19 protein-coding genes are annotated in these 23,519 nt (G+C 68.0%); 4 read left to right on the top strand and 15 right to left on the bottom strand.

Features of this window, described 5'->3' with window-relative positions; genetic code table 11:
* Positions 1-73 precede the first annotated feature (73 nt).
* The 10 genes from J8M51_RS27835 to J8M51_RS27880 all read right to left on the bottom strand — a co-directional run bounded on the left by J8M51_RS27835 (position 74) and on the right by J8M51_RS27880 (position 14,006).
* On the bottom strand, positions 74-3,163 hold the full coding sequence (locus J8M51_RS27835) for a S8 family serine peptidase (RefSeq protein WP_256964530.1): 3,090 nt from the start codon (positions 3,161-3,163) through the stop codon (positions 74-76).
* Positions 3,164-3,465: 302 nt separating this feature from the next.
* Positions 3,466-4,452, bottom strand: a complete 987-nt coding sequence (locus J8M51_RS27840) for an NADP-dependent oxidoreductase (protein ID WP_256964529.1) — start codon at positions 4,450-4,452, stop codon at positions 3,466-3,468.
* Between the two features lie 148 nt (positions 4,453-4,600).
* A complete protein-coding gene (locus tag J8M51_RS27845; RefSeq protein WP_086755521.1) occupies positions 4,601-5,713 on the bottom strand; it encodes an NADH:flavin oxidoreductase/NADH oxidase in 1,113 nt (370 codons plus the stop codon).
* Between the two features lie 268 nt (positions 5,714-5,981).
* Positions 5,982-7,133: an XdhC family protein gene (locus J8M51_RS27850; protein WP_086755520.1), complete on the bottom strand. Its 1,152-nt coding sequence runs from the start codon at positions 7,131-7,133 to the stop codon at positions 5,982-5,984.
* A 150-nt stretch (positions 7,134-7,283) separates the two neighbouring features.
* Entirely contained in the window at positions 7,284-9,476 is a 2,193-nt protein-coding gene (locus tag J8M51_RS27855) for a xanthine dehydrogenase family protein molybdopterin-binding subunit (protein ID WP_086756760.1), read from the bottom strand.
* Complete coding sequence (locus J8M51_RS27860) at positions 9,473-10,453, bottom strand: FAD binding domain-containing protein (protein WP_267299550.1); 981 nt, start codon at positions 10,451-10,453, stop codon at positions 9,473-9,475. Before J8M51_RS27860 ends, J8M51_RS27855 begins: the two co-directional genes overlap by 4 nt.
* A gap of 12 nt (positions 10,454-10,465) precedes the next feature.
* Positions 10,466-11,119, bottom strand: a complete 654-nt coding sequence (locus J8M51_RS27865) for a (2Fe-2S)-binding protein (RefSeq protein ID WP_086761109.1) — start codon at positions 11,117-11,119, stop codon at positions 10,466-10,468.
* A gap of 417 nt (positions 11,120-11,536) precedes the next feature.
* A complete protein-coding gene (locus tag J8M51_RS27870; RefSeq protein WP_086761111.1) occupies positions 11,537-12,379 on the bottom strand; it encodes an SDR family oxidoreductase in 843 nt (280 codons plus the stop codon).
* A gap of 123 nt (positions 12,380-12,502) precedes the next feature.
* Positions 12,503-13,270, bottom strand: coding sequence for an SDR family NAD(P)-dependent oxidoreductase (locus J8M51_RS27875; protein ID WP_086761113.1), 768 nt, complete (start codon positions 13,268-13,270; stop codon positions 12,503-12,505).
* Between the two features lie 157 nt (positions 13,271-13,427).
* Entirely contained in the window at positions 13,428-14,006 is a 579-nt protein-coding gene (locus tag J8M51_RS27880; protein ID WP_218781475.1) for an ester cyclase, read from the bottom strand.
* 215 nt (positions 14,007-14,221) lie between these two features.
* Between J8M51_RS27880 and J8M51_RS27885 the strand changes: the two genes are divergently transcribed.
* From J8M51_RS27885 to J8M51_RS27900, 4 genes are all read left to right on the top strand, one after another.
* Positions 14,222-15,178: a helix-turn-helix domain-containing protein gene (locus J8M51_RS27885; RefSeq protein ID WP_086761115.1), complete on the top strand. Its 957-nt coding sequence runs from the start codon at positions 14,222-14,224 to the stop codon at positions 15,176-15,178.
* Between the two features lie 792 nt (positions 15,179-15,970).
* Positions 15,971-17,245: an FAD-binding oxidoreductase gene (locus J8M51_RS27890; RefSeq protein ID WP_256966010.1), complete on the top strand. Its 1,275-nt coding sequence runs from the start codon at positions 15,971-15,973 to the stop codon at positions 17,243-17,245.
* Between the two features lie 5 nt (positions 17,246-17,250).
* Complete coding sequence (locus J8M51_RS27895; protein ID WP_143673370.1) at positions 17,251-18,012, top strand: flavodoxin; 762 nt, start codon at positions 17,251-17,253, stop codon at positions 18,010-18,012.
* A 952-nt stretch (positions 18,013-18,964) separates the two neighbouring features.
* Positions 18,965-19,501 carry a response regulator transcription factor gene (locus J8M51_RS27900; RefSeq protein ID WP_179203366.1) on the top strand — a complete coding sequence of 179 codons (537 nt, stop codon included), beginning with the start codon at positions 18,965-18,967 and terminating at the stop codon, positions 19,499-19,501.
* A gap of 475 nt (positions 19,502-19,976) precedes the next feature.
* Here the strand turns inward: J8M51_RS27900 and J8M51_RS27905 are convergent, their stop codons facing one another.
* The 5 genes from J8M51_RS27905 to J8M51_RS27925 are packed head-to-tail and all read right to left on the bottom strand — an operon-like array spanning position 19,977 to position 23,358.
* The gene (locus J8M51_RS27905; RefSeq protein WP_086761121.1) at positions 19,977-20,234 is read right to left on the bottom strand and encodes a hypothetical protein; all 258 of its coding nucleotides are present in this window, start codon (positions 20,232-20,234) and stop codon (positions 19,977-19,979) included.
* A gap of 4 nt (positions 20,235-20,238) precedes the next feature.
* Positions 20,239-20,829 (bottom strand): alcohol dehydrogenase catalytic domain-containing protein, encoded by a 591-nt coding sequence (locus J8M51_RS27910; protein WP_267299551.1) that lies wholly within the window; start codon positions 20,827-20,829, stop codon positions 20,239-20,241.
* 9 nt (positions 20,830-20,838) lie between these two features.
* Positions 20,839-20,964 carry a hypothetical protein gene (locus J8M51_RS27915; RefSeq protein WP_256964221.1) on the bottom strand — a complete coding sequence of 42 codons (126 nt, stop codon included), beginning with the start codon at positions 20,962-20,964 and terminating at the stop codon, positions 20,839-20,841.
* Between the two features lie 31 nt (positions 20,965-20,995).
* On the bottom strand, positions 20,996-21,880 hold the full coding sequence (locus J8M51_RS27920; protein WP_086754820.1) for an aldo/keto reductase: 885 nt from the start codon (positions 21,878-21,880) through the stop codon (positions 20,996-20,998).
* Entirely contained in the window at positions 21,880-23,358 is a 1,479-nt protein-coding gene (locus J8M51_RS27925; protein ID WP_107473690.1) for an MFS transporter, read from the bottom strand. The genes J8M51_RS27920 and J8M51_RS27925 overlap by 1 nt, the downstream gene beginning before the upstream one ends.
* Between the last annotated feature and the right edge of the window lie 161 nt (positions 23,359-23,519).

Consider the following 23,519-nt stretch of genomic DNA (forward strand, 5'->3'; position numbering starts at 1 on the left):
GAGTAGGCCAGGTAGCCCGCGTCGCCGCCCTGGTAGTACGTGGCGGTCGCGGCGGAGTTCCGTCGGGAGTCGGTTACTGCGTGAAGGTCAGGGCCGTGCGGCCCACGGTGCTGGAGCCGTCGCCGTACTCGACGACCCCGAGGTCGCGCTCACCCGGTACGGCCCCGGGCCAGGTGACCGTCAGATCGCGCAGGTCACCGGCAACGACCTGCTGGTTGGCGGGGGTGACCACGGCGTGGGCGGCCGGGGTGTTCTGGCCGACCTTCCAGGTCCAGAGGGTGAACTGCTGGCTCGTCGAGCCTTCCGGGAGTTCGGACTGGACGATGTACACCTCGTAGTCGCCGGGCGGCAGGTCGGCGTGTTCGTCCGAGCCGGCGTTCGGTGAGGGACTGACAAGTGTGCCGTCGGCGTCGAACGCGTACAGGTCGAGGTTGCTGCCGGGCAGGTGATCGGCCCCCGTGGTCGCCACCCGGGTGAACGGGGCGTCCTGCGGGACGTGGACCTGTGTCTTCGCCACCGCGTCCGACGTGTGCGGATCGGCCGCGAAGTCCGTGGTGTCGGTGCCGATGAGGGTTCCGGTGGTTTTCTCCGGGCTGTAGAGATCCGCCTTCGCGGTCAGTTCGCCGGTCCAGCCCACCCGGGTGGTGAGCGCGGTGGGGTTCCGGCCGTCGACGGAGACCTCGTGCGGCGCGGCGAGTAGGGTGGCGCGCAGGACGATCGGGCTGGTGACCCTGTGGTGGCTGTGGGTGTCGCTCCAGGTGAGTGAGCCGTACGACCAGTCGCCGTAGGCGGCGTCGGTGCGGGTGAGCTGCACCTTGTAGGTTGCCGACTCGCCCGGGCTCAGGGTCAGTCGCTTCGGGGTGAGTTGCGCCTTGTAGCCGGGTGGGGTCTGGAGGGTCGCCTGGTAGGTGGCGGTCTCCGTGGCCACGTTGGTGACGGTACGGGTGAGTGTCTGGCGGCCGGCCAGGTCGCCGACCGCGATCGACGCGTAGTTCAGGTCGCTCGGGTCGGTCTTCGGAGCGGTGGCGCAGGCGTCGGTGGCGTCCTCCGCCGTCGGCTCCTGGCCGATGGAGCACAGGTACGACGTCCAGTCGGCCGAAGTGGAGTCGTACACCAGGCCGGGGTCGGCGGCGAGGGCCGGCCGGACCTGGCCGGCGCCGTAGTCGAGCGGGGTCGCCGAGTCCGCGCCCTGCTGGCCTGTGGGACGCTGCCGGCCTATGGGCTTGCCCTCGTTGTCGGTTGCCGAGGCCGTCGTCATCAAGGCCGACTTGACCTCCATCGGCGACCAATCGGGGTGCAGGGACTTCAGCAGCGTCGCGAGGCCCGAGATGTGCGGGGCAGCCATCGACGTACCGTCCATGAAGCCGAAGTGGCCCGCGTATCCGCCGGCGCCTCCCGGAACGGTGCCCGCTGCGATCATGCTGCCCGGTGCGGAGAGGTCGGGCTTGAGCAGGTCGCCGTTGCTGAAGGGGTCGGGGCCGCCGGAGGAGAAGTCGGAGACGGCGGGAGCCTGTGTGCGGACGCTCCGCGAGGGGGTGAGTTCGGCGGAGGCACCCTCCGTCGCGGCGTAGGCCCTGACCTTCGCACCGTCCTCCTGGCCCAGCGGGAACATGGGGACGGAGAAGTCGCCCCAGAGGTAGCTCTGGGAGCTGGAGGGCGTGTTGGAGACGATGACTGCCACGCCTCCGGCGTCCCGTACTTCGTTGGCCTTGTCGACGATCAGGTTGACACCGCGGTCGCAGGCGACGATCTTCCCCTTCACCTTGGCCGCGTCCAGGGTGCCCGTGAAGCACATCGCTGCCTCGGCGGGGTCCGCCGACTCCTTGCGAGCGTCGACGGCGTTGATCAGCGGGGCGGTGGGGATTCCCGTACTGAAGCCGCTGTTGGTGAACCGGCTTCCGTCGCCCAGGGCCAGCGCGTAGTCGTATTTCGTGTCATGGGTGGTTGCCGCCACCGTCGTGACCCAGGGGGCGGTGTTCTCCACCGTGTTCGGGCCCAGGTTGCTGGCTGCCGCGGAGACGAAGACTCCTGCCTTGGCCGCGTTGAACATGGCCATGGAGGTGGGGTCGCTCAGCGTGTTGCCGATGGAGAAGCTGATGACGTCGACGCCGTCCGCCACCGCTCGGTCGATCGCGGCCACGGTGTCCACATCCTGGCAGTACCTGTCCCAGCATGCCTTGTAGACGGCGAGCCGGGCCGCCGGTGCGACGCCGCTGAGCGTGCCGCTGACGTTGGTGCCGGGGATCGACGCGGGGGTGCCGTAGTTTCCGGCGGCGGTGGTGGCGGTGTGGGTGCCGTGGCTGTCCGTGTCCAGGGGCGAGGGGACCTCGGTGCCGCTGGGTGCGGGCGTGCCCGCGTGGAACCAGTCGGCGCCGATCACCTTGTTGTTGCAGGTGATCTTGGCCTTGGGGGCGCTGTCGTCGCCCGCGACGCAGCGGCCGTGCCACTTCTTGGCGATGACCTCGGCGTCCGGGCGCGGTTCCGGAAGCGGGGCGAGCATCGGGTTGCCGGGGTCGAATCCGGTGTCGACCATCCCGATGATCATGCCTTCACCGGCGTGCTCCGGGCCGCCGGCCTTGGACCACAGGCCCTTCTTCCCGGACAGGCCGAGGAAGCGGGGTATGTCGGGTGGCGGTGCCGTGACGGATCCTTCGGCGGCGGTCGACAGCGTGATCGACTTCGTGGCCGTGGCCGTGGCCGTGGGCGCGGAGTCGGCCGGGGCCATGCGGTCGTCCGGGGGCGTGATTCGGTGGCCCTTGCTGGGGATCACCGACACCACGCCGGGAGTGTTGGCCAGCCTCGTGGCCTGCCTGCCGGTGAGGCGGGCGGCAAACCCGTTGAGCGCGTAGTCGTAGTCGTACAGCTTCTTGACGCCTGGGACAGCGTCCAGCACGTCGTCACGGCGGGTGTCCAGGTGTCGCAGGTAATTCTTGACGGCGCCGGAGTCGGCATCGAACCGCTTCCCCGGTTCGGGAGCGGTCTGCTTCAGGCGGGCCAGTCCGCCCTCGTACGTGGCGACCGGGTCGTCGGAGAGTCGCACGACGTAGGTGCCCGCGCTGTAACTGCGGTTCTTCTGGCCGGAGTCGGGCGCGTCGGCAATGGCGGCGTGTGCGGGCACCGTGCCGGTCAGTGCCAGGGATCCTGCGAGGAGGAGTGGGGCCAAGAATATGGCGACGCCCCTCGGATGTATTTGACGGTGCATCAGTTAGGTTCCAAATTGGTCGACTTGGAGTGACGTAATCCCCGAATTCCGACTGTCGCAGAAGTAGGCGCTGAAATAGATCGTGGAATTTGAAAGTTCACCCACATTCACAGCAGTTGCACAGAGAAACGCTGTAGGGCTCGGCCGCGGAGTGACTGGCAGAACCCGTGTCGTCATCACCGGAAACGCCTACGGTCAATGGGTGGGAAGCCCCTGCAGAGGGCTTCCCACCCATTGCTGACTGCGGACACTCGCGGTGTTTCTCAGGTGGCTGCCGCAGGCGGGAACTCGAGGACGAGTCGCCCCCGCAGGCCGCCCTTCTCGAGCCGCCGATGGGCCTCGGCGGCCTGGTCCGCCGGCAGGGTCGCCGCGACTCGAAGGGTGAGGTCACCTGATTCGACCTGTTCGCGCAGCCGGGTGATGGCCGCGGTGTCGGTGACACGTGAGCGGACGTTCATCGGATAGACGACGATGCCGCGGCCGGGATCACCGTCCCAGAAGCGGACGACCGCGATCTGTCCTCTGCCGCGGATCGCCGGTGCGATCCGCTCGTGCAGCATGGCGCAGTCCGCGACGGCGTCCACTCCACCGGGCACGACGTCCAGCACGCGCTGTGCGACGTCGTCGCCACGAGCGACGAACGCTTCGGCGCCGCGGGAGCGCAGCCACTCCTCGTCCTGCTCCGACGCGACCGCGACGACGCGCAGGCCCTCCGCGGCGGCGAGTTCGACGACATAGCCGCCGACGGCGCCACCGGCTCCCGTGACAGCCAGCGTCGCGCCGGGTACGAGTGCGACGCAGTCCAGGATGGAGCGGGCGGTCAGCGCGTTCATGAGGAACGAGGCTGCCTCCGCGGACGTCGTGCCGACAGGCTGAAGCGTGACCGACGCGGCGGGCAGAACGACGTACTCGCTGTAGGCGCCGTAGCGGCCGTGGTTGTCGACGATGCCGATCACCGGCTCGCCCTCGGACAGCCCGTACGCGTCCTTGACGTCGTCCGGGACCTCGTCGAGCGTCCCCGCCACGTCCATGCCGGGAACGAAGGGCGGTATGAGATCGCGGTACCACTCGGCGAGGGAGCCGTCTCGGACCATGATGTCGACCGGGTTCACCCCGGCGGCACGCACCCGCATCCGCACCTCGCCGGGACCGGCGTGCGGCTCCGGGAGCTCGACGGTGCCCAGCATCTCCGGGCCGCCGTAGGTATGGACGCCTATCGCCTGCATGGTTGAGGGCTGCTGCGTGTGCATGAACGGGGTGGTCCTTCCGTGGGTGCCGGCGGCCGGCTCGGGCCCGCCCGCAGAGGGCAGGGAACGTGAGGACCGCCTTGAGGTGTCGATGGAGAAGCGCTGGCCGGTGTGACGCGTGCGATGAGCTGGTGCGGCGGGTGCCGTTCGCTCAGCGCTTGCTGCTGCGTCGTACGGCGTAGCCGTACTGTTCGGGCCAGCGGGGTTCGGCGCCGAGTTCGAGGGCGGCGTGCTGGGGCCAGTAGGGGTTGCGCAGCAGTTCGCGACCGAGGAGGACGGCGTCGGCCTGTCCGGTGGCGACGATGTCCTCGGCCTGCGCGGGGTCCAGGATCAGGCCGACGGCGCCGGTGGGGATGCCGGTCGCCGCACGGGCTTGGGCGGCGAAGGGGACCTGGTAGCCGGGTGCGACAGGGATGGTGGCGTCGGCGACCATGCCGCCGCTGGACACGTCCAGCAGGTCGACGCCGTGCGTGCGCAGTTCCTTGGCGAGGCGGACGGTGTCGTCGCCGGTCCAGCCTTCGCGGTCGTCCTCGGGGTTCTCGGTCAGCCAGTCGGTGGCCGAGGCGCGGAAGAAGACCGGCAGGTTCTCGGGCCACACCATGCGTACGGCGTTGACGACCTCCAGCGCGAAACGCAGTCGGTTCTCGAAGCTGCCGCCGTAGGTGTCGGTGCGGTGGTTGGAGGCTGGGGAGAGGAAGGAGTGGATCAGGAAGCCGTGGGCGCCGTGCAGTTCGACCACCTGGAAGCCGGCGGCCAGGGCGCGCTTCGCGGACTCGGCGAAGTCGCGTACGAGTTGCTGGATCTCGTCCAGGGTGAGCTCGTGGGGAGCGGGCCGTCCGGTGAACGGCTCCGGGCTGGGGGCGACCGGCTGCCAGCCGCCCTCCGGTTGGGGGATGTACTCGCCGGTGAGCCAGGGCTTGTCGACGGACGCCTTGCGGCCGGCGTGCGTGAGCTGGATCGCCGGGACCGAGCCGTGGGACCGGATGGCCGCGGTGATGCGGGCGAACGCCTGCTGCTGGCGGTCGTTCCACAGGCCCAGGTCCCAGGGGGTGATGCGCCCGTCGGGCCGTACGGCGGTGGCCTCGGCCATCACCAGCCCGGCGCCGCCGGCTGCCCGGCTTGCCAGGTGGGTGAGGTGGAAGTCGGTCGGCATCCCGGTCTCGGGGCCGTCGGAGGCGGCGGAGTACATGCACATCGGGGATGTCCAGACGCGGTTGGGGATCTGGAGGGACCGCAGCGTCAAGGGGGTGAACAGGGCACTCACGGGTGGTTCCTCATCGGTTGGGTCATGTCGGCCTCGGGCGGCCGATGACTGGGCAGTTGGGAGTGCCGCATCTCATCCGGATCCGGGCTGTCGGGTGCGGGCGAGCGATCCAGTGCGGTGCGCGGCCGGAGAACCACTTCTGGCCTCCGCTCATTTGCAGCCGGGAGGCACCTGTGTCCCGGTGAGATCCTGCTGCCGGGGTCGCCACACAGGGGAGCGGCCGCTGTTGAATGGAGTGCCTCTTCTTTGCGTTACGACGGTCGGGTCTTCACGCGGCTGTGCTCGCGGCTGGTGAAAGGCTGCCTGGGGCGGGTTGGTGGTGGATGGGGCCGGTGCTGTGGGAGAGGGGCCGGCCGGTGCGGTCGTTGGCGTGGGCGATGATCTCGGCGGTGATGGAGATGGCCGTTTCTTCCGGTGTGTGGGAGCCGAGGTCCAGGCCGATGGGAGATCGCAGGCGGGCGAGTCGGTCGTCGGTTACGCCGATTTCGCGCAGGGCGTCGAGGCGGTGGGCGTGGGTGCGCCGGGAGCCCATGGCGCCGACGTACGCGACCGGAAGGCCGAGGGCGAGGTGGAGCAGGGGGATGTCGAACTTGGCGTCGTGGGTGAGCACGCAGATCGCGGTGCGTGCGTCGACCTCGGTGGCTGCAAGGTAGCGGTGCGGCCAGTCGACGACGACCTCGTCGGCGTACGGGAATCGGGTGGGGGTGGCGAAGACGGGGCGGGCGTCGCAGACGGTGACCCGGTAGCCGAGGAAGTGGCCGGCCTGACTGAGCGCGGCGGCGAAGTCGACGGCGCCGAAGACCAGCATGCGGGGGCGGGACGCGTGGGTGTGGACGAGAACGGACAGTCTTTCGGGGCAGGTGTCGGCGTCCCCGCCGACCTCGATCCGGGCGGTGCGTCCGGCCCGCAGCGTCGCGCGGGCCTGGGCTGCCACAGTCCTGTTCTCGTCCTCGCCGTCCAGGGTTCCGCCGCACACGCTGCCGTCGCCCAGCAGCGAAAGGGTCCGGCCGAGGAGGCGCTCGGGGCCGTCCACGATCTGGGCCACGGCGGCGGGCCGGCCCTGCCTGACCGCATCCAGTGCTGCCGTGAGGTGGGACTGAGCGGCGGGGTCCACGCGTTGCACGAGGACCTCGATCTCGCCTCCGCAGGTCAGGCCGACGGCGAAGGCGTCGTCGTCGGAGTAGCCGAAGCGGGCTCGTGCGGGTGTGCCGCCGTCCGCCAGGACCTGTTGGCACAGTTCGTAGACGGCTCCTTCCACGCAGCCGCCCGAGACGCTGCCGACCGCCGTGCCGTCGGCATCGACGGCGAGTGCGGTGCCGGGCGGCAGGGGTGCGCTGCCGCTGACCTGGATGACCGTGGCGAGGGCGAAGGGGCGGGCGGCGCGGCACCAGTCGTAGAGCGTGTCCGCGATGTTCAGCATGGGCGGGTCTCCGGGTGGGACGACGTGGGGGGATGGTTGGGGGCGGGCCGCCGCCGTGTCGTCCGGGGGAGACGTGGCACGGCGGCGGCCCTGAGTGTCCGGCGGCGGGGTCAGGTTGGCCGCCGGACGGTCGGGCGAGCACTCAGGTGCTCAGAGCAGGGCTTCGGCGGTGATGGGCAGTTCGCGCACGCGGCGGCCGGTGGCGTTGAAGACCGCGTTGGCGATGGCGGGTGCCACGCCGATGTAGACGACCTCGCCGAGTCCCTTCACGCCGATGGGGTCGGCATGGAGGTCCTCACCGCCGTCGAGGAAAATTCCCCGGAGGTCGGGGATGTCGGCGTTGACCGGGACCATGTAGTTGGCGAGGTCGGCGTTGACGATGCGGCCGTCGCGGTGGTCGGTGACGGTGTGTTCGAGGAGTGCCTGGCCGATGCCGCCGACCATGCCGCCGAGGGCCTGGCTGTCGGCGAGCTTGGGGCTGATGATGCGGCCCGCGTCGAAGACGCCGAGCATCCGCCGCACCCGTATCAGTCCGAGTCGGGCGTCGACAGCGACCTCGGCGAAGATCGCGCCGTAGGTGTACATGGAGTGGCGGGCCTCGCCGGGGGTCCAGGTGCCGAGGACCTCGAGGTGGGTGCGGTTGTTGCGGGCCAGGAGCTGCCGGTAGGTCTCCCCGCGTGCCGGGTCGCGCTGGATGTGCAGGCGTCCGGCGCGGACCACGATGTCGGCGGGGTCGGCGCCGTACAGCGGTGAGCGCCGGTCCTCGACGGCGAGCTTGATCGCCTGTCGGCGGACCTTGTCGCAGCCATCCTGGACGGCGGAGCCGACGTTGGTCATGGTCTGTGAGCCGCCGTGGGGCGGGGTCGGCGGCATGGTGGAGTCGCCGAGCCGGAAGGTCACGTTGCGCATGGTCAGGCCGAGCGCGTCCGCGGCGACCTGGGTGTGGGAGGTGTAGGTGCCTGGTCCCATGTCGCTGGTCGCGGCCTCGACCAGGGCGGTGCCGTCGGCGTCCAGTCTGACGCGGGCCTGGGCCGCGTTGCGCAGGACGTCGTAGGTGCCGGCGGCCATGCCGGTGCCGATCAGCCAGTCGCCGTCGCGGGTGGAGCGTGGTTTCGGGTTGCGACGGTGCCAGCCGAACTCGCGGGCGCCGACGGTGTAGCACTCGCGCAGTCTCCGGGTGGAGAACGGGAGCTGGTCGGCCGGGTCCTCTTCGGGTTCGTTGCGCCGGCGCAGTTCGATGGGGTCGATGCCCAGTTCGTGGGCGAGTTCGTCCATCGCGGACTCGATGGCGAAGCCGGCGGTGGCGAAGCCGGGGCCGCGCATCCAGATGGGCGTGTTCACGTCCAGCGCCACCGTGCGGTAGTCCTGGCGGACGTGGGGCGCGTTGTAGAGCATCTGCCCGGTGTGCAGGACCCTTTCGGTGAAGTTCTCGTACGTCGAGGTCTCGGCCTTCAGGTGCTGGACCATGGCGCTCACCCGGCCGCGCCGGTCGCTGCCGAGGCGCACCCGGTACTCGTACGAGGGCCGGTAGCCCACCCCGAAGTAGAGCTGCCTGCGGGTCAGCATGAGCTTGACCGGACGGCCAGTCTCGCGGGCGGCGAGGGCCGAGATGGCGATGTGCGGCCAGGCGCGTATCGCGTTGCCGAACGCGCCGCCGACGAACGGGGAGATGACATGTACCGAGTCGTTCGGGATGCCGAAGACGGCGGCGATGTCCTTCTGCGTGCCCTTGGGCCACTGGGTCTTGTCCCACAGGGTGAGCTTGTCGCCCTCCCAGCGGGCGATGGTGGCGTGCAGTTCCATCGCGTTGTGATGGGCGCGGGCCTGCTCGTAGGTCGCGTCCACCTGTACGGGGGCCGCTGCGAACGCTCTGTCCGCGTCGCCCCGCGCATAGGTCACGGGCTCGCCGGCCGGCGCGGACGCCATATCAGTCGACGTCTTCTCGGCGTCGTAGCGGATGTTCACCAGCTCGGCCGCGTGCTGGGCGGCCTCCAGGGTGGAGGCGACCACGACGGCGACCGGCTGACCGCGGAAGAGGACCTGGTCGTCCTGGAAGACCCGCAGCTGTTTGCCCGGAGGATCGAACGACTCCGGGTTGCCCCGGTAGGGCAGCACGGGTGCGTTGAGGTGGCTGATCACCTTCAGCACGCCGGGCTGGGCGAGGGCAGCGCGGGTGTCGATACCGGTGATACGGCCCCGGCCGATGCTGCTGTCGACGACGACGGCGTGGACGACGCCTTCGATGTCGTGCTCGGCGGCGTACGTCGCCTTCCCGGTGACTTTCAGCCGGCCATCCACGCGGGACAACGGTGCTCCGACGGCTGCCTGCGGCTGCGGACTCACTTAGTGCCTCCTACGATGCGCAACTGACGCTCAACGGTGCGCTTGAGCAACTCGACCTTGAAGCGGTTGTGCTCCAGCGGGCGGGCCCCCTCGGCCGCCTGCTTCGCGGCCTCGGCCCACAGGGACTGCGAGGGCCGCTCGCCGAGGAGGTGCTTCTCGACGGCGGGGAGCTTCCAGGGCACGGTGCCGACGCCGCCGGCGGCGACCTTCGCCTCCCGTATCACCCCGCCCCGGATGTGCAGGGCCACGGCCGCCGAGGTCAGCGCGAACTCGTAGGACTGCCGGTCGCGGACCTTCAGGTAGCCGGACTTGAGCGGGCGCGGGAGGGCGGGGATCTCCACTGCGGTGATCAACTCGCCTTTGCGGAGAGCCTGTTCGCGGTTGGGTGTGCTGCCCGGCCGTAGCAGGAAGTCGGCGAAGGGGATGCTGCGTGTGCCGTCCGGGCCGAGGAGGTGGACGGTCGCCTCCAGGGCGGCGAAGGCCACGGCCACGTCGGAGGGGTGGGTGGCCACGCAGTCGGTCGAGGTGCCCAGGATGGCGTGGGTGCGGTTGTAGCCTTCGAGCGCCGCGCAGCCCGAGCCGGGCTCGCGCTTGTTGCAGGCGGCGGTCACGTCGCGGAAGTACGTACAGCGGGTGCGCTGCATGATGTTGCCGCCGATGGTGGCCATGTTGCGCAACTGGGCCGACGCGCTCAGCTCCAGCGCCTGCGAGATCACGGGGTAGGTCGCGCGGACCTTGGGGTGGGCGGCGGCCTCCGCCATCCGTACCAGGGCGCCGATGCGCAGGCCCCCGCGGCCCGTGACGGATATCCCGCGCAACGGCAGGTCACTGATGTCGACCAGTGCGCCGGGGCGCTCGACGGTCTCACGCATCAGGTCGACCAGAGTGGTGCCGCCGGCGATGTAACGCCCGCCGCTGCGGCCTGCGTTCACGGCCTCGCGGGTGTCCGAGACCTTCGTGAAGGAGAAGGGATACATGGTTGTCAGGCCTCATTTCCCTTGGGCGGTCTGCTCGACCGCGCGCACGATCTTCACGTAGCAGCCGCAGCGGCAGATGTTGCCGCTCATCCACTCGCGGATCTCGTCCTTGGAGCCGGTGTGGCCCTCCTGGATGCAGCCGACGCCGGACATGATCTGTCCGGGCGTGCAGTAGCCGCACTGGAACGCGTCCTCGTCGATGAACGCTTGCTGCAGCGGGTGAAGTCGGTCACCGTCGGCGAGGCCCTCGATCGTTGTGACCTCGGAGCCTTCCAGCCGTACCGCCAGCGTCAGGCATGAGTTGACCCGGCGTCCGTCGACCAGGACTGTGCAGGCTCCGCACGCCCCGGCGTTGCAGCCCTTCTTCGAGCCGGGCAGGTCCAGGTGTTCGCGCAGCAGGTCGAGGAGCGAGGTCCGGTTGTCGACCGTGACGGTGTGCCGCTTGCCGTTGACGGTCAGCGAGACGCGACTGCTCGGTGGTGCCTCGGCGGCCACCGCTTCCCCGGCGCCCAGCAGGGGTGACCCGGCGACCAGGCCGCCTGCGACGACGGCACCGCCGACCGCGGTGGTCGTCGCGATGAACGTGCGCCGGGACGGTGCCGAATGAGCCTCGGCAGAGGGATCGGTGGGGGGAGGAACGGCTGACTCGGTGAGTTCAGTGGACATCTCTACGCTTTCGGATCGGCGGAAGGTCGAGGGCCTGGGGCGCCGGTGTGCCCGGAGGCGGAACCGGTTCGCCACAGCCCGTCCCGCTGGTCACCACCGGGGTGGACAGCGGTCCCGTACTGGTCAGTTGCGATGAAAGATGTGGCGGCAGGACATGAGGAGTCCCGCCGACCTGCCGAGATGCGCGGTGCCGGTCGTGCGTGGGGGTCCGGCGCCGTTCGTCAGCGTGTGGGAGGGCGTTAGGCCAGTGAGCGGTGAAGCCGCCACCGACAGGGGAGCGACACCGACCATGAGGCCGGCCTCCGGACCGCACAGCCGGAGAACGGCTGCGGCGACCTCGTCCGTGTGCCCCAGCCTTCCGATCGACCGCTCTGTCATGATCTTCGCCATGGCGCCGGCCCGGCTCTCCCGCGCGGTTCAGGCGTTGTCGTCGTAGCCCAGGTCTCCGCCCAGTTCGCGGGATGCTTCGGCCTGGGCGAGGAGTTCCTGGGCCTTGGCCGTGACGCCTTGGATGGCGTCGGCGCCGGCGACGAAGCGCTGCAGAGGCTTGTCCTGCTCGGCGATGGTCAGCAGGGCGCGGGCGAGCTTGGCGGGGTCGCCGCTCTGCTGTCCGTTCATGCTCTTCCAGGCGGCGATGGTGGCCGTGGTGCGCTCGGCGTAGTCGTCGATGGTCGGCTCGGGCCAGGTGGTGGAGGCGTCCACGAGCAGCTCGGTGCGGAAGAAGCCGGGCTCCACGACCGTGGTGTGGATGCCGTACGGCGCGACGTCGTAGCGCAGCGACTCCATCCAGCCCTCGACGCCGAACTTGGAGGCGGCGTACGCGACGCAGAACTCCTGGCCGATGATGCCGGCGGAGGAGGAGAGGGTGATGACATGTCCCGCGCGCTGCTTGCGCAGGACGGGCAGGATCGCACGGGTGACATTCATGGGGCCGAAGAGGTTGGTCTCGAACTGCTGACGCATCTGCGCGGGCGAGATCTCCTCGAAGTAGCCGGCGAAGAAGTTTCCGGCGTTGTTGATCAGGACGTCGATGCGGCCGAAGCGGTCGACGGCGGCCTGCGCGGCGGCCTCGGCGTCCTGCGGGCTGGTGACGTCCAGCTTGGTGACCAGCAGGTTGTCCTGCGATCCGCCCAGGGTCTTCTCGACCTCCTCGGGGCGGCGGCCGGTGGCGACGACCTGGTGGCCGGCGGCGAGTGCCTCACGGACGATGTCCGTGCCCAGACCGCGTCCGGCACCGGTGACGAGAATGACCTTGCTCATGAGGATTTTCCTTCTTGCGGGCGCCGTAGTCCGGCGCTCGGTGGGGTGTGGTGGTGAGGCGTGCGTGTGTGCCTGTGGCGTCGCCGAAGGTCCGGACGGACGGACGGACGGCGGATGCCGGGGTCAGGCCTGGTCGGTGGGCATGATCCACAGTTCGCCGACGGAGGCGTGGCGGGGGCGGGTGACCATGTAGGCGACGCCGTCCGCGATGTCGTCGGGGGCGAGGACCTCGGTCTGCTCGTAGAAGGTGCCGATAGCTTCGCGGACCTCGGGCTTGTGGTCGTTGTGCGAGCCGAGCTCGGTGTCCACGCCGCCGGGTTCGAGGACACCGACGCGGACGTGCCGCTGGGTGACCTCCTGGCGCAGGGACTCGGTGAAGCCGTTCACGCCGAACTTGGTGAGGTTGTAGACGCCGTAGCCGTTCCAGGCGACGCGGCCCGCGATGGAGCTGATGTTGACGATGTCGGCGACCCGGCGCGGCCCGTCCTCGGCGGCCTTGAGCAGGTGCGGGAGGGCGGCGCGGGTGGTGTAGAGCAGGCCTTGGACGTTGACGGCGATCATGCGCTCCCACTCGTCGGCGTCCGCGCCGACGACGGGGCCCAGGAGCATCAGGCCGGCGTTGTTGACCAGGGTGTCGAGGCGTCCGAAGTGCCCGACGGCCCGCTGCACGGCGGCCTCGGCCTGGGCGCGGTCGGTGATGTCCGCTTCCACTACCAGGGCGGTGCCGCCGGCCTTCTCGATCTCGGCGGCCAGGTCGGTCAGGCGGTCCTTGCGGCGGGCCACGAGGGCGACGGAAGCGCCGTCCTCGGCGAGCCGGCGGGCTGTGGCGGCGCCGATACCGCTGCTCGCGCCGGTGACGAGAGCGACGGTGCCGGTCAGTTTCGGTGCCATGCGAGAGGAGTCCTGTTCCTTGGTTTCTTAGGTTCTCTGGAATGCGCCGCTGTACGGGCGACGGGGGCCCGCCCGCGCTGCGCCGAGTGCTGGGCATGGCGGTGGCGTAGGGGTGGGTACGGTGGAGTCGGGTGAAGTACACAACTCCGCTCCGCTGTTACGCGGCGGGGATGGCGCCCATCTGCGTGAGGATGCCGAGCATGTCGAGCTGGGCGCGCTCCTCGACGATCTTGCCGTGGGACAGGCGGTAGAACGCGAAGCTCTCCGCGTGGATCTTCTTGCCCGTGGCCTCGACTCCGGCGAAGGGCCCTTCGTGGGTGCCGGTCATGGTGTAACGGATGGCCACGGTGTCGCCCTCGGCCCGCATGTCCTCCACCGTCCACTTGAGGTCGGGGAAGGCCCTCATGTTGGCGGCGACGATGCCGAGGTAGGTGTCGCGTCCCTGCTGCGTCGTTCCGCCGAAGTGCATGACGATGTTCGGGCTGATGAACTTCCTGGCCAGCGCGGGATCGCCGGTGGGCAGGAACTCACTGGTGAAGCGCTGCATGACGCGCTTGTTCACCTGCGCGGTCCCGTGGTTCCACGAGGCGGACTCCGCCGTGATGCGGGGCGACGAGCCGGAGCCGGCGTGGCCGCCGACCGTGCCGGCCGCGTCTGCGGCACCCGTTCCGAAGGCCGCGAGGCCGAGCGCTCCCAGCGCCGTGACGACGACGGCCGGCTTGGTGTATCGACGCATGATTCATCCTTCTGATTTCGGGGGATCGCAGCGCCGACGGCGCCGCGGAAGGGCTGGTTACGGCTGCGGAAGCGCTGCCGCAGCCGGGCCGTTCACACCACCGTGGGCGGTGCACAACCAACAGAACCGTCTGTCGCAGGAGTGTGGGAGTCCCTGATGAGGGGGTCACTGACAGGGACCCCCAACCTGGCGGATGCGCTCGTAGAGTGGAACGCATGACAGGCAGAAACGACCCCTATGACACCAATCGCGATATGCGTGATGATTTCCGCGCGGAGATCCGGGAATTTCTGGGGACACGACGGGCCAGGGTCACCCCGGAGCAGGCCGGACTGCCCTCGTACGGGGGCGACCGCCGGCGGGTCAACGGGCTGCGCCGGGAGGAGGTGGCTCTGCTCGCGGGCATCTCCAGCGAGTACTACACCCGGCTCGAGCGCGGCAACGCCACCGGCGTCTCCGAGAGCGTCATCGACGGCATCGCACAGGCACTGCGACTCGACGAGGCCGAACGCATCCACCTGCTCGACCTCCTGCGCGGCGCCGGCACGACCCGTCCCCCGCGCCGCAAGCCCGCCCAGCAGCGCGTACGGCCCGCAGTGCAGCGCGTCCTCGACTCAATGACCGGAACACCCGCGTTCGTCCTCAGCGGGCGCCTGGACATCCTGGCCGCCAACCCCCTCGGACGCGCGCTGTTCTCCCCGGTCTACGCCGACCCGGCGCGGCCACCGAACAACGCACGGTTCGTCTTCCTCGACCCGCACGCACCCGAGTTCTTCCGCGACTGGGACCAGGTCGCCAACGACATCGTCGCCATGCTGCGCGCCGAGGCCGGCCGCGACGCCTACGACCGGCGGCTGACGGACCTGATCGGGGAACTGTCCACCCGCAGCGAGGACTTCCGTCGCCGCTGGGCCGCCCACAACGTCCGCATCCACACCACAGGCCTGAAACGCCTCCACCATCCGGTCGTCGGCGACCTCGACCTGCCCTTCGAGACCTTCCCTCTGGGAGGCGACGCCAGCCAGAGCCTGCTCACCTACACCGCCGAACCCGCCTCACCCACCCAGGACGCCCTGAATCTGCTGGCCAGTTGGGCCGCGACCAACGACGCTGACGCGTCCGAATCGGTCGGCGACTCCGAGCCGGCCGGGTCGGCCGAGACAGTCGACTGATCAACGATTCACGCGCGTCGATCCGCGGGAGTCGCCAACATCTGCGGCTCAGCGACATGATCCGCCACCGAAGCATCGGCTGCTGTGTGTGCCCTGACCCACGGCTGCGCCACGGCCTTGACTGAACAGGCCTCATGTTCCTGGCCGCACTGGTCGATGTCGCGGCGTCAAGTCAGCCCCCGTTCGACCTGAGAAGCCAACTCACTGCCAGGGGTCAGCGTCACCGTCGAGTCCGCGGCGCAGACCATGTGGGATTCCTCCATGTGGGATTCCCGACCCACGCTTCGCAGCGTGCGACTGCCTCGCTCACTCCTTCCCGTCCCGAAAAAGCGTCGAGGCCCGGATTTCGCGAGGCCGTGCAGAACGATGCCTCCGCCGCAAGTATAACCGCCACGAATTTTTCGGTGTGGTGTGAGCAGACAACACCACGCTCCACAGGAGAACGGTCATCGATATCACGACGGCGCACAGGGAAGAAATTCGCGCAATAAAAAACGAAGGGCGCTCGATGAGTAAGATCTCGAATTCATCCGGTGAAAGAAAAAATCATTGGCCGGGTGGTAGACCTCCGCGAGCCCTCACCGAGGAGAGCTCACGCAGGTTTCGTAAATGCAAAGTCATCGTCCTGATCGCCGTTGTTGCCGCGACGGTGGCAGTACTCTTTTATGTCAACCTGCAAAATGTGCGAGACACGGGCAGGCGAGTAGGTTCCCTCGTGAGCGATGCCGGAAAAGCTGAGTCCGGACAACGGCCGAACGAGCTGGACCGGATAAACCGGGTGGAGCCCTAACGATGCTACGTAAACTGCTGTTCTGGAGCTTCGCGGTGTTTTTTCCGCTCCCGCTGGTGCTCACCTACGATCTCGTGGCCGATGAACCCGAACGCCTGAAGTTCTATATCTTCCTAGGCTTGATTGCCTATACCTGGTGGCTGTTGTCCATCGTGCTCAGTGTGAGACCGCCCTGGCTGCACCGTTTCGTGGGACTTCCGTCCATTTACGGCTTGCATGGAGCGCTCGGCGTAGTGGCAATTTTCGCGGCTTATATACACCGTGACAACTCCTACTCGCCGGACCGGCTGGCTCGAATTCTGGGGGACTGGGGGTTCTACGGGGCGCTCGCACTGCTCTGCTACTCGATTTTCTTCATGAGCGGGTGGTTCGTCGACAGGTCGCGACTGCTGCTGGCGGTCAAGAGAATTCTGGAGACTGTCTTCCGTCGCCAGCTCTCTCTGTGGATTCATCGACTCAACCTGGTGATCGTGGCGATGATCTGGCTGCACGCCCACCTACTCGTGAGAGTGAACCAGTACTTTGCATTCATGGTGCTTTTTGATCTGTACACAGTGATGGCACTCGGGATCTACGTCTGGAAAAAATGGATCGCGCCCGACACGTATCTGATGGGGACCGTCACAAGCAACGACACGCGCGGCGGGGCGACCCGCAGAGTGGCGGTGGGCCTCGACAGTAAAGCGGCGTCCATGCAGCCAGGTGACTTTTTCTTCCTCAGCTTCGAGGGATCTTCTTCTGTGAGTAGAGAATGGCATCCCTTCTCAGTCACCGACGACAACCGCAAGGTACTGAGCTTCACGATTCGGCAGCACGGAGACTTCACTCGCCGTCTCGACAATGTCGAAGTGGGAACTCGCGTCCGTCTGGAGGGGCCATTCGGCCGCTTCGAATCGATTATCCAAGGCCGGGACCGTGAAGCCCCGCTCGTCTTCCTCGGGATGGGCGCGGGCGTGGCGCCCCTCCTCAGTCTGGCAGCAGCTCACCACGCCACGCGAAAGATTCATCTGCTGTGGGCTGTGCGTAACCCAGAAGACGCCTATTACCGTGACGTGCTAGAGGAGTACCAGGCGGCGTCTGGTGGCCGGATGCAGGTCACCATCAATGTTGGCCGGTTCCGCCGCGAAGACCTTGCCGGCACCCTGTCTGCGGAGGCAGTCGCAAAGGGCGCGTTCTTCATCGTGGGGCCGAACCCCGCCGTGTTGGCAAACCAGCGCCTGCTACGGCGCATCGGAGTCTCTGCACGGCGAATACACCAAGAACGCCTCACCATGTAGCCGGTGTGATCACCGTGCCACGCCGCCCCCCAAAAAACGATATCGCTGACGAAAAGGAGTTCACTGAAATGACAAACACTACGCGCCGGAAATTTCTTTCACTGGTCACCGTCGCATTGGCAGGAGGAAGTATCGCAGGCTGCTCAATAGTAGGAGGGGCCGGCGAGGCACTCAGCGATTCCGAATCCTCCGAGACCGTCCCTCCGCTGGACAAGGCACGTACTTTGGTCGCCTATTTTTCGGTGCCGGAAACAGATGATCCGAACAACATGACCGACGATGAGGAGAGCAGCACTCACGTCGTTGACGGAAAGGTTCTCGGAAACACCCAGCACGTCGCTCAAATCATTGGGGGGAGCACGGGCGCCCAAGTGTTCCGCATCGAGACAGCAGAGGAGTTGCCCCTTGACCACAAAACGCTGTCAGATCTCGCACTCAAACAGCAGGAAGAAAACGCAAGGCCGAAACTCAAATCCCTGATCCCGAACCTCGAAGAATATGACACCGTATTCATCGGCTATCCGATCTGGTGGTACGGCCTGCCGATGCCGGTGTACACATTCCTTGAGCAGCACGATTTCAGCAAGAAAAACATCATCCTCTTCACCACCCATGGCGGAAGCCGCCTGTCGGGAACTGTGGAAATCGTCACCGAAAAGCTTGCTGATTCAACCGTGATCAGTAATGCGTTCACGATCTCGCGAGACGATATGGACAGTGCAGAGGCAGAGGTGGGTGACTGGCTCGACAGCCTCGGGGTTTCATGACGCTCGCCGGTTCGCCCGTGGACCGCTTCTGCCTGCGCTTCGGCTCTCGCGCATGACAGGCCCGTCCGTCGCCTCGGGGATGGCGCCGAGACTTTCGGTGCAGCCCCACGGTGCGCGGTATATGCCGTTCTGTCGGCATCGGCAGAGTGGCGTAACCGTCGGGCGGGAGGGCCTCCGAGTCGCGTCGAGGATGGCCTCGTCCCTGGCCCCGGCCTGGGGCGGCTCGGGTCGTCGCACCTCATCCTGTGATAGGTGTACTCCAATTATGAAACGTACCGTAACGTTATTGGAGGGGTGTCCGTGGGTGCAAGCGAGGTCGTCGTCATCGGCGTGGGCGGAATAGGGCAGGCCATCGCCCGGCGGCAGGGTGCGGGCAGCAAACTGCTGCTCGCCGGCTTCGATGGCGAGCCCCTCGCCCCCGCCGGGGATCTCCTATGTGGGCAAGGGGCTTTGGTGGTCTGATTCGCCCCCGTTCTTCACGGCCGCCCGTCCCCGCAGCCTCGCTCCCGGCGCCCGACCTGCGGCATCGGGGGCACACGCCCCCCGATCCCTGTCGCCCGGCACGGCGACCAAACGGTCGGTCCTCGCGGCGCCACGCTTCCAGGGCAGGCAAGGGTTCTTCCCGCCTTGCCGCCTTTGGGCATTCTTTTCGCGCCACCGGCGTGACGTATCGCTGGTTTGCAACGAATGGGTGATGTGTTAAAACTTTCAACTTCATCGGAGTAGGTAACCGTAAGGGCTCCGATATACTCCTCCCCCCCCACATGGAGTCGTAGTGATTCACCACTTCGCTTTCCGACTGGACCCCCCTTATCCAACATCGTTGTCCGTCGCTTTCGTGAGCTGTCACGACATCAGGCTGACATCTCTCGCCGGGGTTAGCGCCCGACGGGTTCGGGAATCGCACGAGCTTCGCACGAGTGATGACGTCATGCTGTTTTATGGATCCGGCATGGCACAGCGGCTGAGGCGTTTCTCGGACAAGGCGGAGAGACTCCTGTTGCCTGCCGTGGTTCTGGCCCACGAGCTCGACTGGGATGACGTGCACTTGGCGTTGGAAAGTGGAGCCACTGGCTATCTCCTGGAGAACCGGTACGCGTACCTGCTCGCCGAGGCGCTGTGGTGCGCCGCCCGAGGTACCAGCATCCTGGACCCGGAGATCGCCGCCGAACAGGTCCGGGTCGCAGTCCGGGCCAGGACAGACGAGGAGGAACGCCTCAGGACGGCGGAGAGGACGAAGCCGGCGAGGGCCACCGGCCGACTACGGCAACTGTCCCGGCGGGAGCGGCAGGTCATGGAGCTGCTCGTCTCCGGGCGGGGCGTCAGCGACGTCGCCCGGGAAATGTTCCTGACCGACAAGACGGTGCGGAACTATCTGAGCCGCATCTACGTGAAGCTGAACGTGCGTTGCTTGTCGGAGGCGATCCTGTACTGGCTCGGGCACCTGGACGCCCCAGCCGCGACCGATACCTCGGGAAATCACCCATGAGACAGATCGTCGGCCTGCCGGGGCGCCGCCTTCTGATTCGGTGCCTTACGCCTGCGTCGGCCTGGTGCGGCCTGTCATTTCGGTCGCGGGCCTACGGGCACGTCCATGCCGGTATCGGCCGAAGGTCGCATCTCTGGTCTCCTCTCTTCCACCGGTGGTGCTAACGCCTCGATTCAGGGCGCGCGACGGAGGTCGGGATCCGGGATCCTGACGGCTCGGAGACCGGAGAACCTGTCTGTGGGCGGCGAGCTTACTTCCGGCTCAGGCAGTAGGGCCTGAGCAGCGGGGAGACATGCCGATCGTAGGCACAACGAGCAGACTTGGCAGCGTGGCGAAACGGCCGCGGCACCGATCGCAAACAGAGTGCGGCACCACCGGTGAAGATGGTGCCGCACTCTGTTCTGTCTGTCGGCGACGGGTGAATTAAAATTCGGCCGTCGGCGACGCCGCCTGGTCTCTGCGCGAGGACGTCTGATCAAAGCGACCGGGCGTAGTGACTGCCCTTCGACAGCTCTTCCTCAGGCTTCGGCCTTCGGCTGATGCGGCACAGCGGCTGCGGTGCGCGCCAGTTGATGTTCCAGACTGTCGGGAGAGTGCTCGGGGTCTTGTGTGAGTCCGTCAGGATGAGGGTGCCGCAGCCGTTGCCGGGCTTGTGCCATTCGAAGTGCACGGTGTCCAGTGCCTCCACGTTGATGTTCCTGAACGTGGTGGTGCCGCCGACCGTGAAATGCACGGGCCTACCGTGCTGCCGGTGCTGGTGTCCTCCGCGTGCGCGCAACCCGCGCCCGCAGGGACGGCCTGGCTTGCGACGTTGATGGTGATCGAGGGGGCCGACGCCGGATACAGGGTCTGTCAAAACGTCTTGCAGTCCCATGCCGTTGAGAGTTGAGGGCGGCAGCGGATCGCTTCGCCGGGGTGGCACCGACCCGGGTGGACCAGTGGCCTTCCCGTTTCGGGGGGTAGCCCGTGATGCCGGCGCACAGCAGCGGAGCGTCGGCGGCCGGGTCGAGGGTCTCGGGAACGCGGACGACGAAGTCCTCCGGGGCGACGATGGCCTCGGAGTAGCCGCCCTGGGTGTGGGCGCCGGGCTCGGCGGGGGCGGGAGCTCCGAAGACGAGAGTGTTTCCCTTGAGGGAGTACTGCTCCTGGTCTGCCTGGCAGTTCTCACACGTGAGGCAGGAGTTGACCATGCAACCGATGCCGACCAGGTCGCCGACCTGGTGGCGGGAGACAGCGGGGCCGATCTCGGTGACCCGGCCGACGATTTCGTGGCCGGGGACGAGCGGGCTGACCGGCAGCGGGCCGAACGTGCCGTCGACGTGGTTCATGTCGGAGTGTCAGATCCTGCAGTACAGGATGTCGAGCTTGACGTCGTGTGGGCCGACGTCGCGGCGCTCGACGGTAAGGGGAACGAGTGGCTTTCCGGCTTCGTGGGCGCCGAACGCGTTGACGGTGGTGGGCATGGTGATTCCTTGGCGCAGGTACGGGGTGATGTCAGGCTTCGGGGATGGCGCGGCCGTAGGCCGCGAGGGTGATGTTCGTGGGCTCGGGGCCGCCGCGTCGGCCGGTCTCCAGGGCGTCGAGGGTCTTCAACTCGTCTGCGGTGAGGGCGAAGTCGAAGACGTCGATGTTCTCCGCGATGCGGCGGCGCCTGGTCGACTTGGGGATCACCGAGCGGCCCTGCTGGAGTCCCCAGCGCAGCAGCACCTGGGCCGGGCTCTTGCCGTGTACCTCGGCGATCGCGGTGACGGCCGGGTTATCCAGGACGCTCCTGCGGTCCTCGCCGTATCCGGGGTAGAAGGTGATGCCGCCGATGGGAGACCACGCCTGGCTGAGGATGCCGTGCTCGTCGTCGAAGTCGAGGACCGCGCGCTGCTGGAAGTACGGGTGGATCTCCAGCTGGTTGACGGCGGGTACGACCGTGGCGGTGTCGAGCAGTGCGGTCAGGTGGTCGACCATGAAGTTGCTGACGCCGATCGCCCGGACCTTGCCGTCCGCCAGGAGCCGCTCCAGGGCGCGGTAGGCGGCGAGGGTCCTGTCGAAGTCCGACGGCAGCGCCTGGTGCAGGATCAGCAGGTCGATCCGGTCCACGCCGAGCTTGGCGGCGCTTTTGTCGAAGCCGTGCAGGGTCTCGTCGTAGCCGTAGTCGCTGATCCAGATCTTCGTCTCGACGAAGATGTCGTCGCGGGGCACGGCGGCGGCGCGGACGGCTTGGCCGACCTCGCGTTCGTTGCCGTACGCGGCGGCCGTGTCGATGTGGCGGTAGCCGAGTTCGAGCGCGGCCGTAACGGCGGCCCGGGTCTCGTCCGGCGGGGTCTGGAAGACACCGAGTCCGAGGGCGGGCATCTCGACGCCGTTGTTGAGGGTGAGGGTCTGCATCACAGGGACCTTTCGTGCGGGCGGGTTTTTGTGGGGACGATGAGGGTGATGGTGGCCGCGAGGGCCAGGGCGAGCAGGACGGCGGACCCGGTCAGCGCGGCACCCGAGCGGGCTGCGATGTCGGCGGCCCCGTGGCCGGTGGAGACCGAGGCGGCTACAGCGGTCAGGATGCTCAGGCTCAGCGCGCTGCCGATCTGGTGCACGGTGTTGACCAGACCCGAGGCGGCTCCCGCGTCCGCAGGGGCGACGCCGTCGACGCCACTGGAGGTAAGCGGGGCCAGCGCCAGGCCCTGGCCGGCGCCGATGAGGACCATCGGCAACGCCACGCCCGTCAGGTAGGGCGTGTGCAGATCGAGGCGGCTGAGCCACCCCATGCCCACCGTAGTCAGAGCGAGCCCGGTGGTGAGCGCCTGCGGCCTCCCCGTTCGCTCCAGCAGTCGCGGCATCTGGACGGCGAAGACGAAGTTGACCAGCGTCATCGGCAGGAAGGCGAGACCGGCCTGCAGCGGCGTCCAGTGGTAGACGCTCTGTACGAACTGCGCCGTGAAGAAGAAGAACCCGATCATCGCGCCTATGTAGAGCATTCGGGTGACGTAGGCGCCGCTGCGCTCCCGGCTGGCGAACAGCCGCAGCGGCACGATCGGCTGCGCGGCCCGTCGCTCCACCAGGACGAACAGGGCGAGCAGCATCAGTCCCGCCACCAGCGGAATCAGGGTGGCCGGAGCGGTCCAGCCGGTGTCGGTGGCGTCCACGATGCCGAAGACCAGAGCGGTGGACCCCACAGTTGCCAGGAGCGCCCCGGCGACGTCGAAGCGGCCGCCCTGGCGCTCGGTCTCGGGCAGGTACCGCACGGCCAGCGCCATCATCGCGATGCCGACCGGGACGTTGAGGAAGAACCCGGCCCGCCACGAGATCAGGTCGGCGACCAGGCCGCCCACCACCAGCCCGAGAGCCGCGCCGAGCCCGGCCACCGCGCTGTAAACGGCGATCGCCCGGTTACGGGCCCGGCCCTCGGCGAAGCTGCGGGTGAGCAGGGACAGGGCGGTGGGGGCCAGGATCGCCGCCCCGACGCCCTGCAGCGCCCGTGCGCCGATCAGCCACCACTGGGTCTGTGCGGCGCCGACAAGAAGTGAGGTCAGCGCGAAGACGACCAGGGAGAACAGGAACACCCTGCGGTGTCCGAACAGGTCACCGGCCCGGGCCCCCAGAAGCAGCAGGCCGCCGAAGACAAGGACGTAGGCGTTGGTGATCCAGGACAGGCCGGTCTCGGAGAACCCCATGTCGGAGCGGATCTGCGGCAGCCCGGTGAAGACGATCGAGTTGTCGAGGATGACCATGAAGTAGCTGATACAGATGATCGTGAGGATCAGCGTCGCCCGGGCCGGGGCGGCAGGGGCCGGCGCACGCACCGTTGTGGCCGGCGTGGAATCCGGTGTGGCGACGTCGCCGGTCCCGTCGTACTTGGGTGCTGCGCGCACGGTGTGTCCTTCGCTTCAGGGTGAGGGTCCGGCGCCGGACTCCCGGCCTTCGGTTCTCTCCCAGAGAACCTCGCGCGGGCCCAGGGGTGGGAGTCACTGCTCTTCCAGGTATTGGCAGTACCTCGCAGGTCCTCGCGGACGGACCTACGGTGAAGGGCAGA

This window comes from Streptomyces griseiscabiei (assembly GCF_020010925.1).
Taxonomy (GTDB): Bacteria; Actinomycetota; Actinomycetes; order Streptomycetales; family Streptomycetaceae; genus Streptomyces; species Streptomyces griseiscabiei.

Bases quoted from the DNA above. Each gene is read 5' to 3' on its own strand.
- J8M51_RS27840 (WP_256964529.1), bottom strand. From the start codon at position 4,452: ATGCACACGCAGCAGCCCTCAACCATGCAGGCGATAGGCGTCCATACC.
- J8M51_RS27850 (WP_086755520.1), bottom strand. From the start codon at position 7,133: ATGCTGAACATCGCGGACACGCTCTACGACTGGTGCCGCGCCGCCCGC.
- J8M51_RS27860 (WP_267299550.1), bottom strand. From the start codon at position 10,453: ATGTATCCCTTCTCCTTCACGAAGGTCTCGGACACCCGCGAGGCCGTG.
- J8M51_RS27865 (WP_086761109.1), bottom strand. From the start codon at position 11,119: ATGTCCACTGAACTCACCGAGTCAGCCGTTCCTCCCCCCACCGATCCC.
- J8M51_RS27870 (WP_086761111.1), bottom strand. From the start codon at position 12,379: ATGAGCAAGGTCATTCTCGTCACCGGTGCCGGACGCGGTCTGGGCACG.
- J8M51_RS27875 (WP_086761113.1), bottom strand. From the start codon at position 13,270: ATGGCACCGAAACTGACCGGCACCGTCGCTCTCGTCACCGGCGCGAGC.
- J8M51_RS27880 (WP_218781475.1), bottom strand. From the start codon at position 14,006: ATGCGTCGATACACCAAGCCGGCCGTCGTCGTCACGGCGCTGGGAGCG.
- J8M51_RS27885 (WP_086761115.1), top strand. From the start codon at position 14,222: ATGACAGGCAGAAACGACCCCTATGACACCAATCGCGATATGCGTGAT.
- J8M51_RS27890 (WP_256966010.1), top strand. From the start codon at position 15,971: ATGCTACGTAAACTGCTGTTCTGGAGCTTCGCGGTGTTTTTTCCGCTC.
- J8M51_RS27900 (WP_179203366.1), top strand. From the start codon at position 18,965: ATGGCACAGCGGCTGAGGCGTTTCTCGGACAAGGCGGAGAGACTCCTG.
- J8M51_RS27910 (WP_267299551.1), bottom strand. From the start codon at position 20,829: ATGAACCACGTCGACGGCACGTTCGGCCCGCTGCCGGTCAGCCCGCTC.
- J8M51_RS27915 (WP_256964221.1), bottom strand. From the start codon at position 20,964: ATGCCCACCACCGTCAACGCGTTCGGCGCCCACGAAGCCGGAAAGCCA.
- J8M51_RS27920 (WP_086754820.1), bottom strand. From the start codon at position 21,880: ATGCAGACCCTCACCCTCAACAACGGCGTCGAGATGCCCGCCCTCGGA.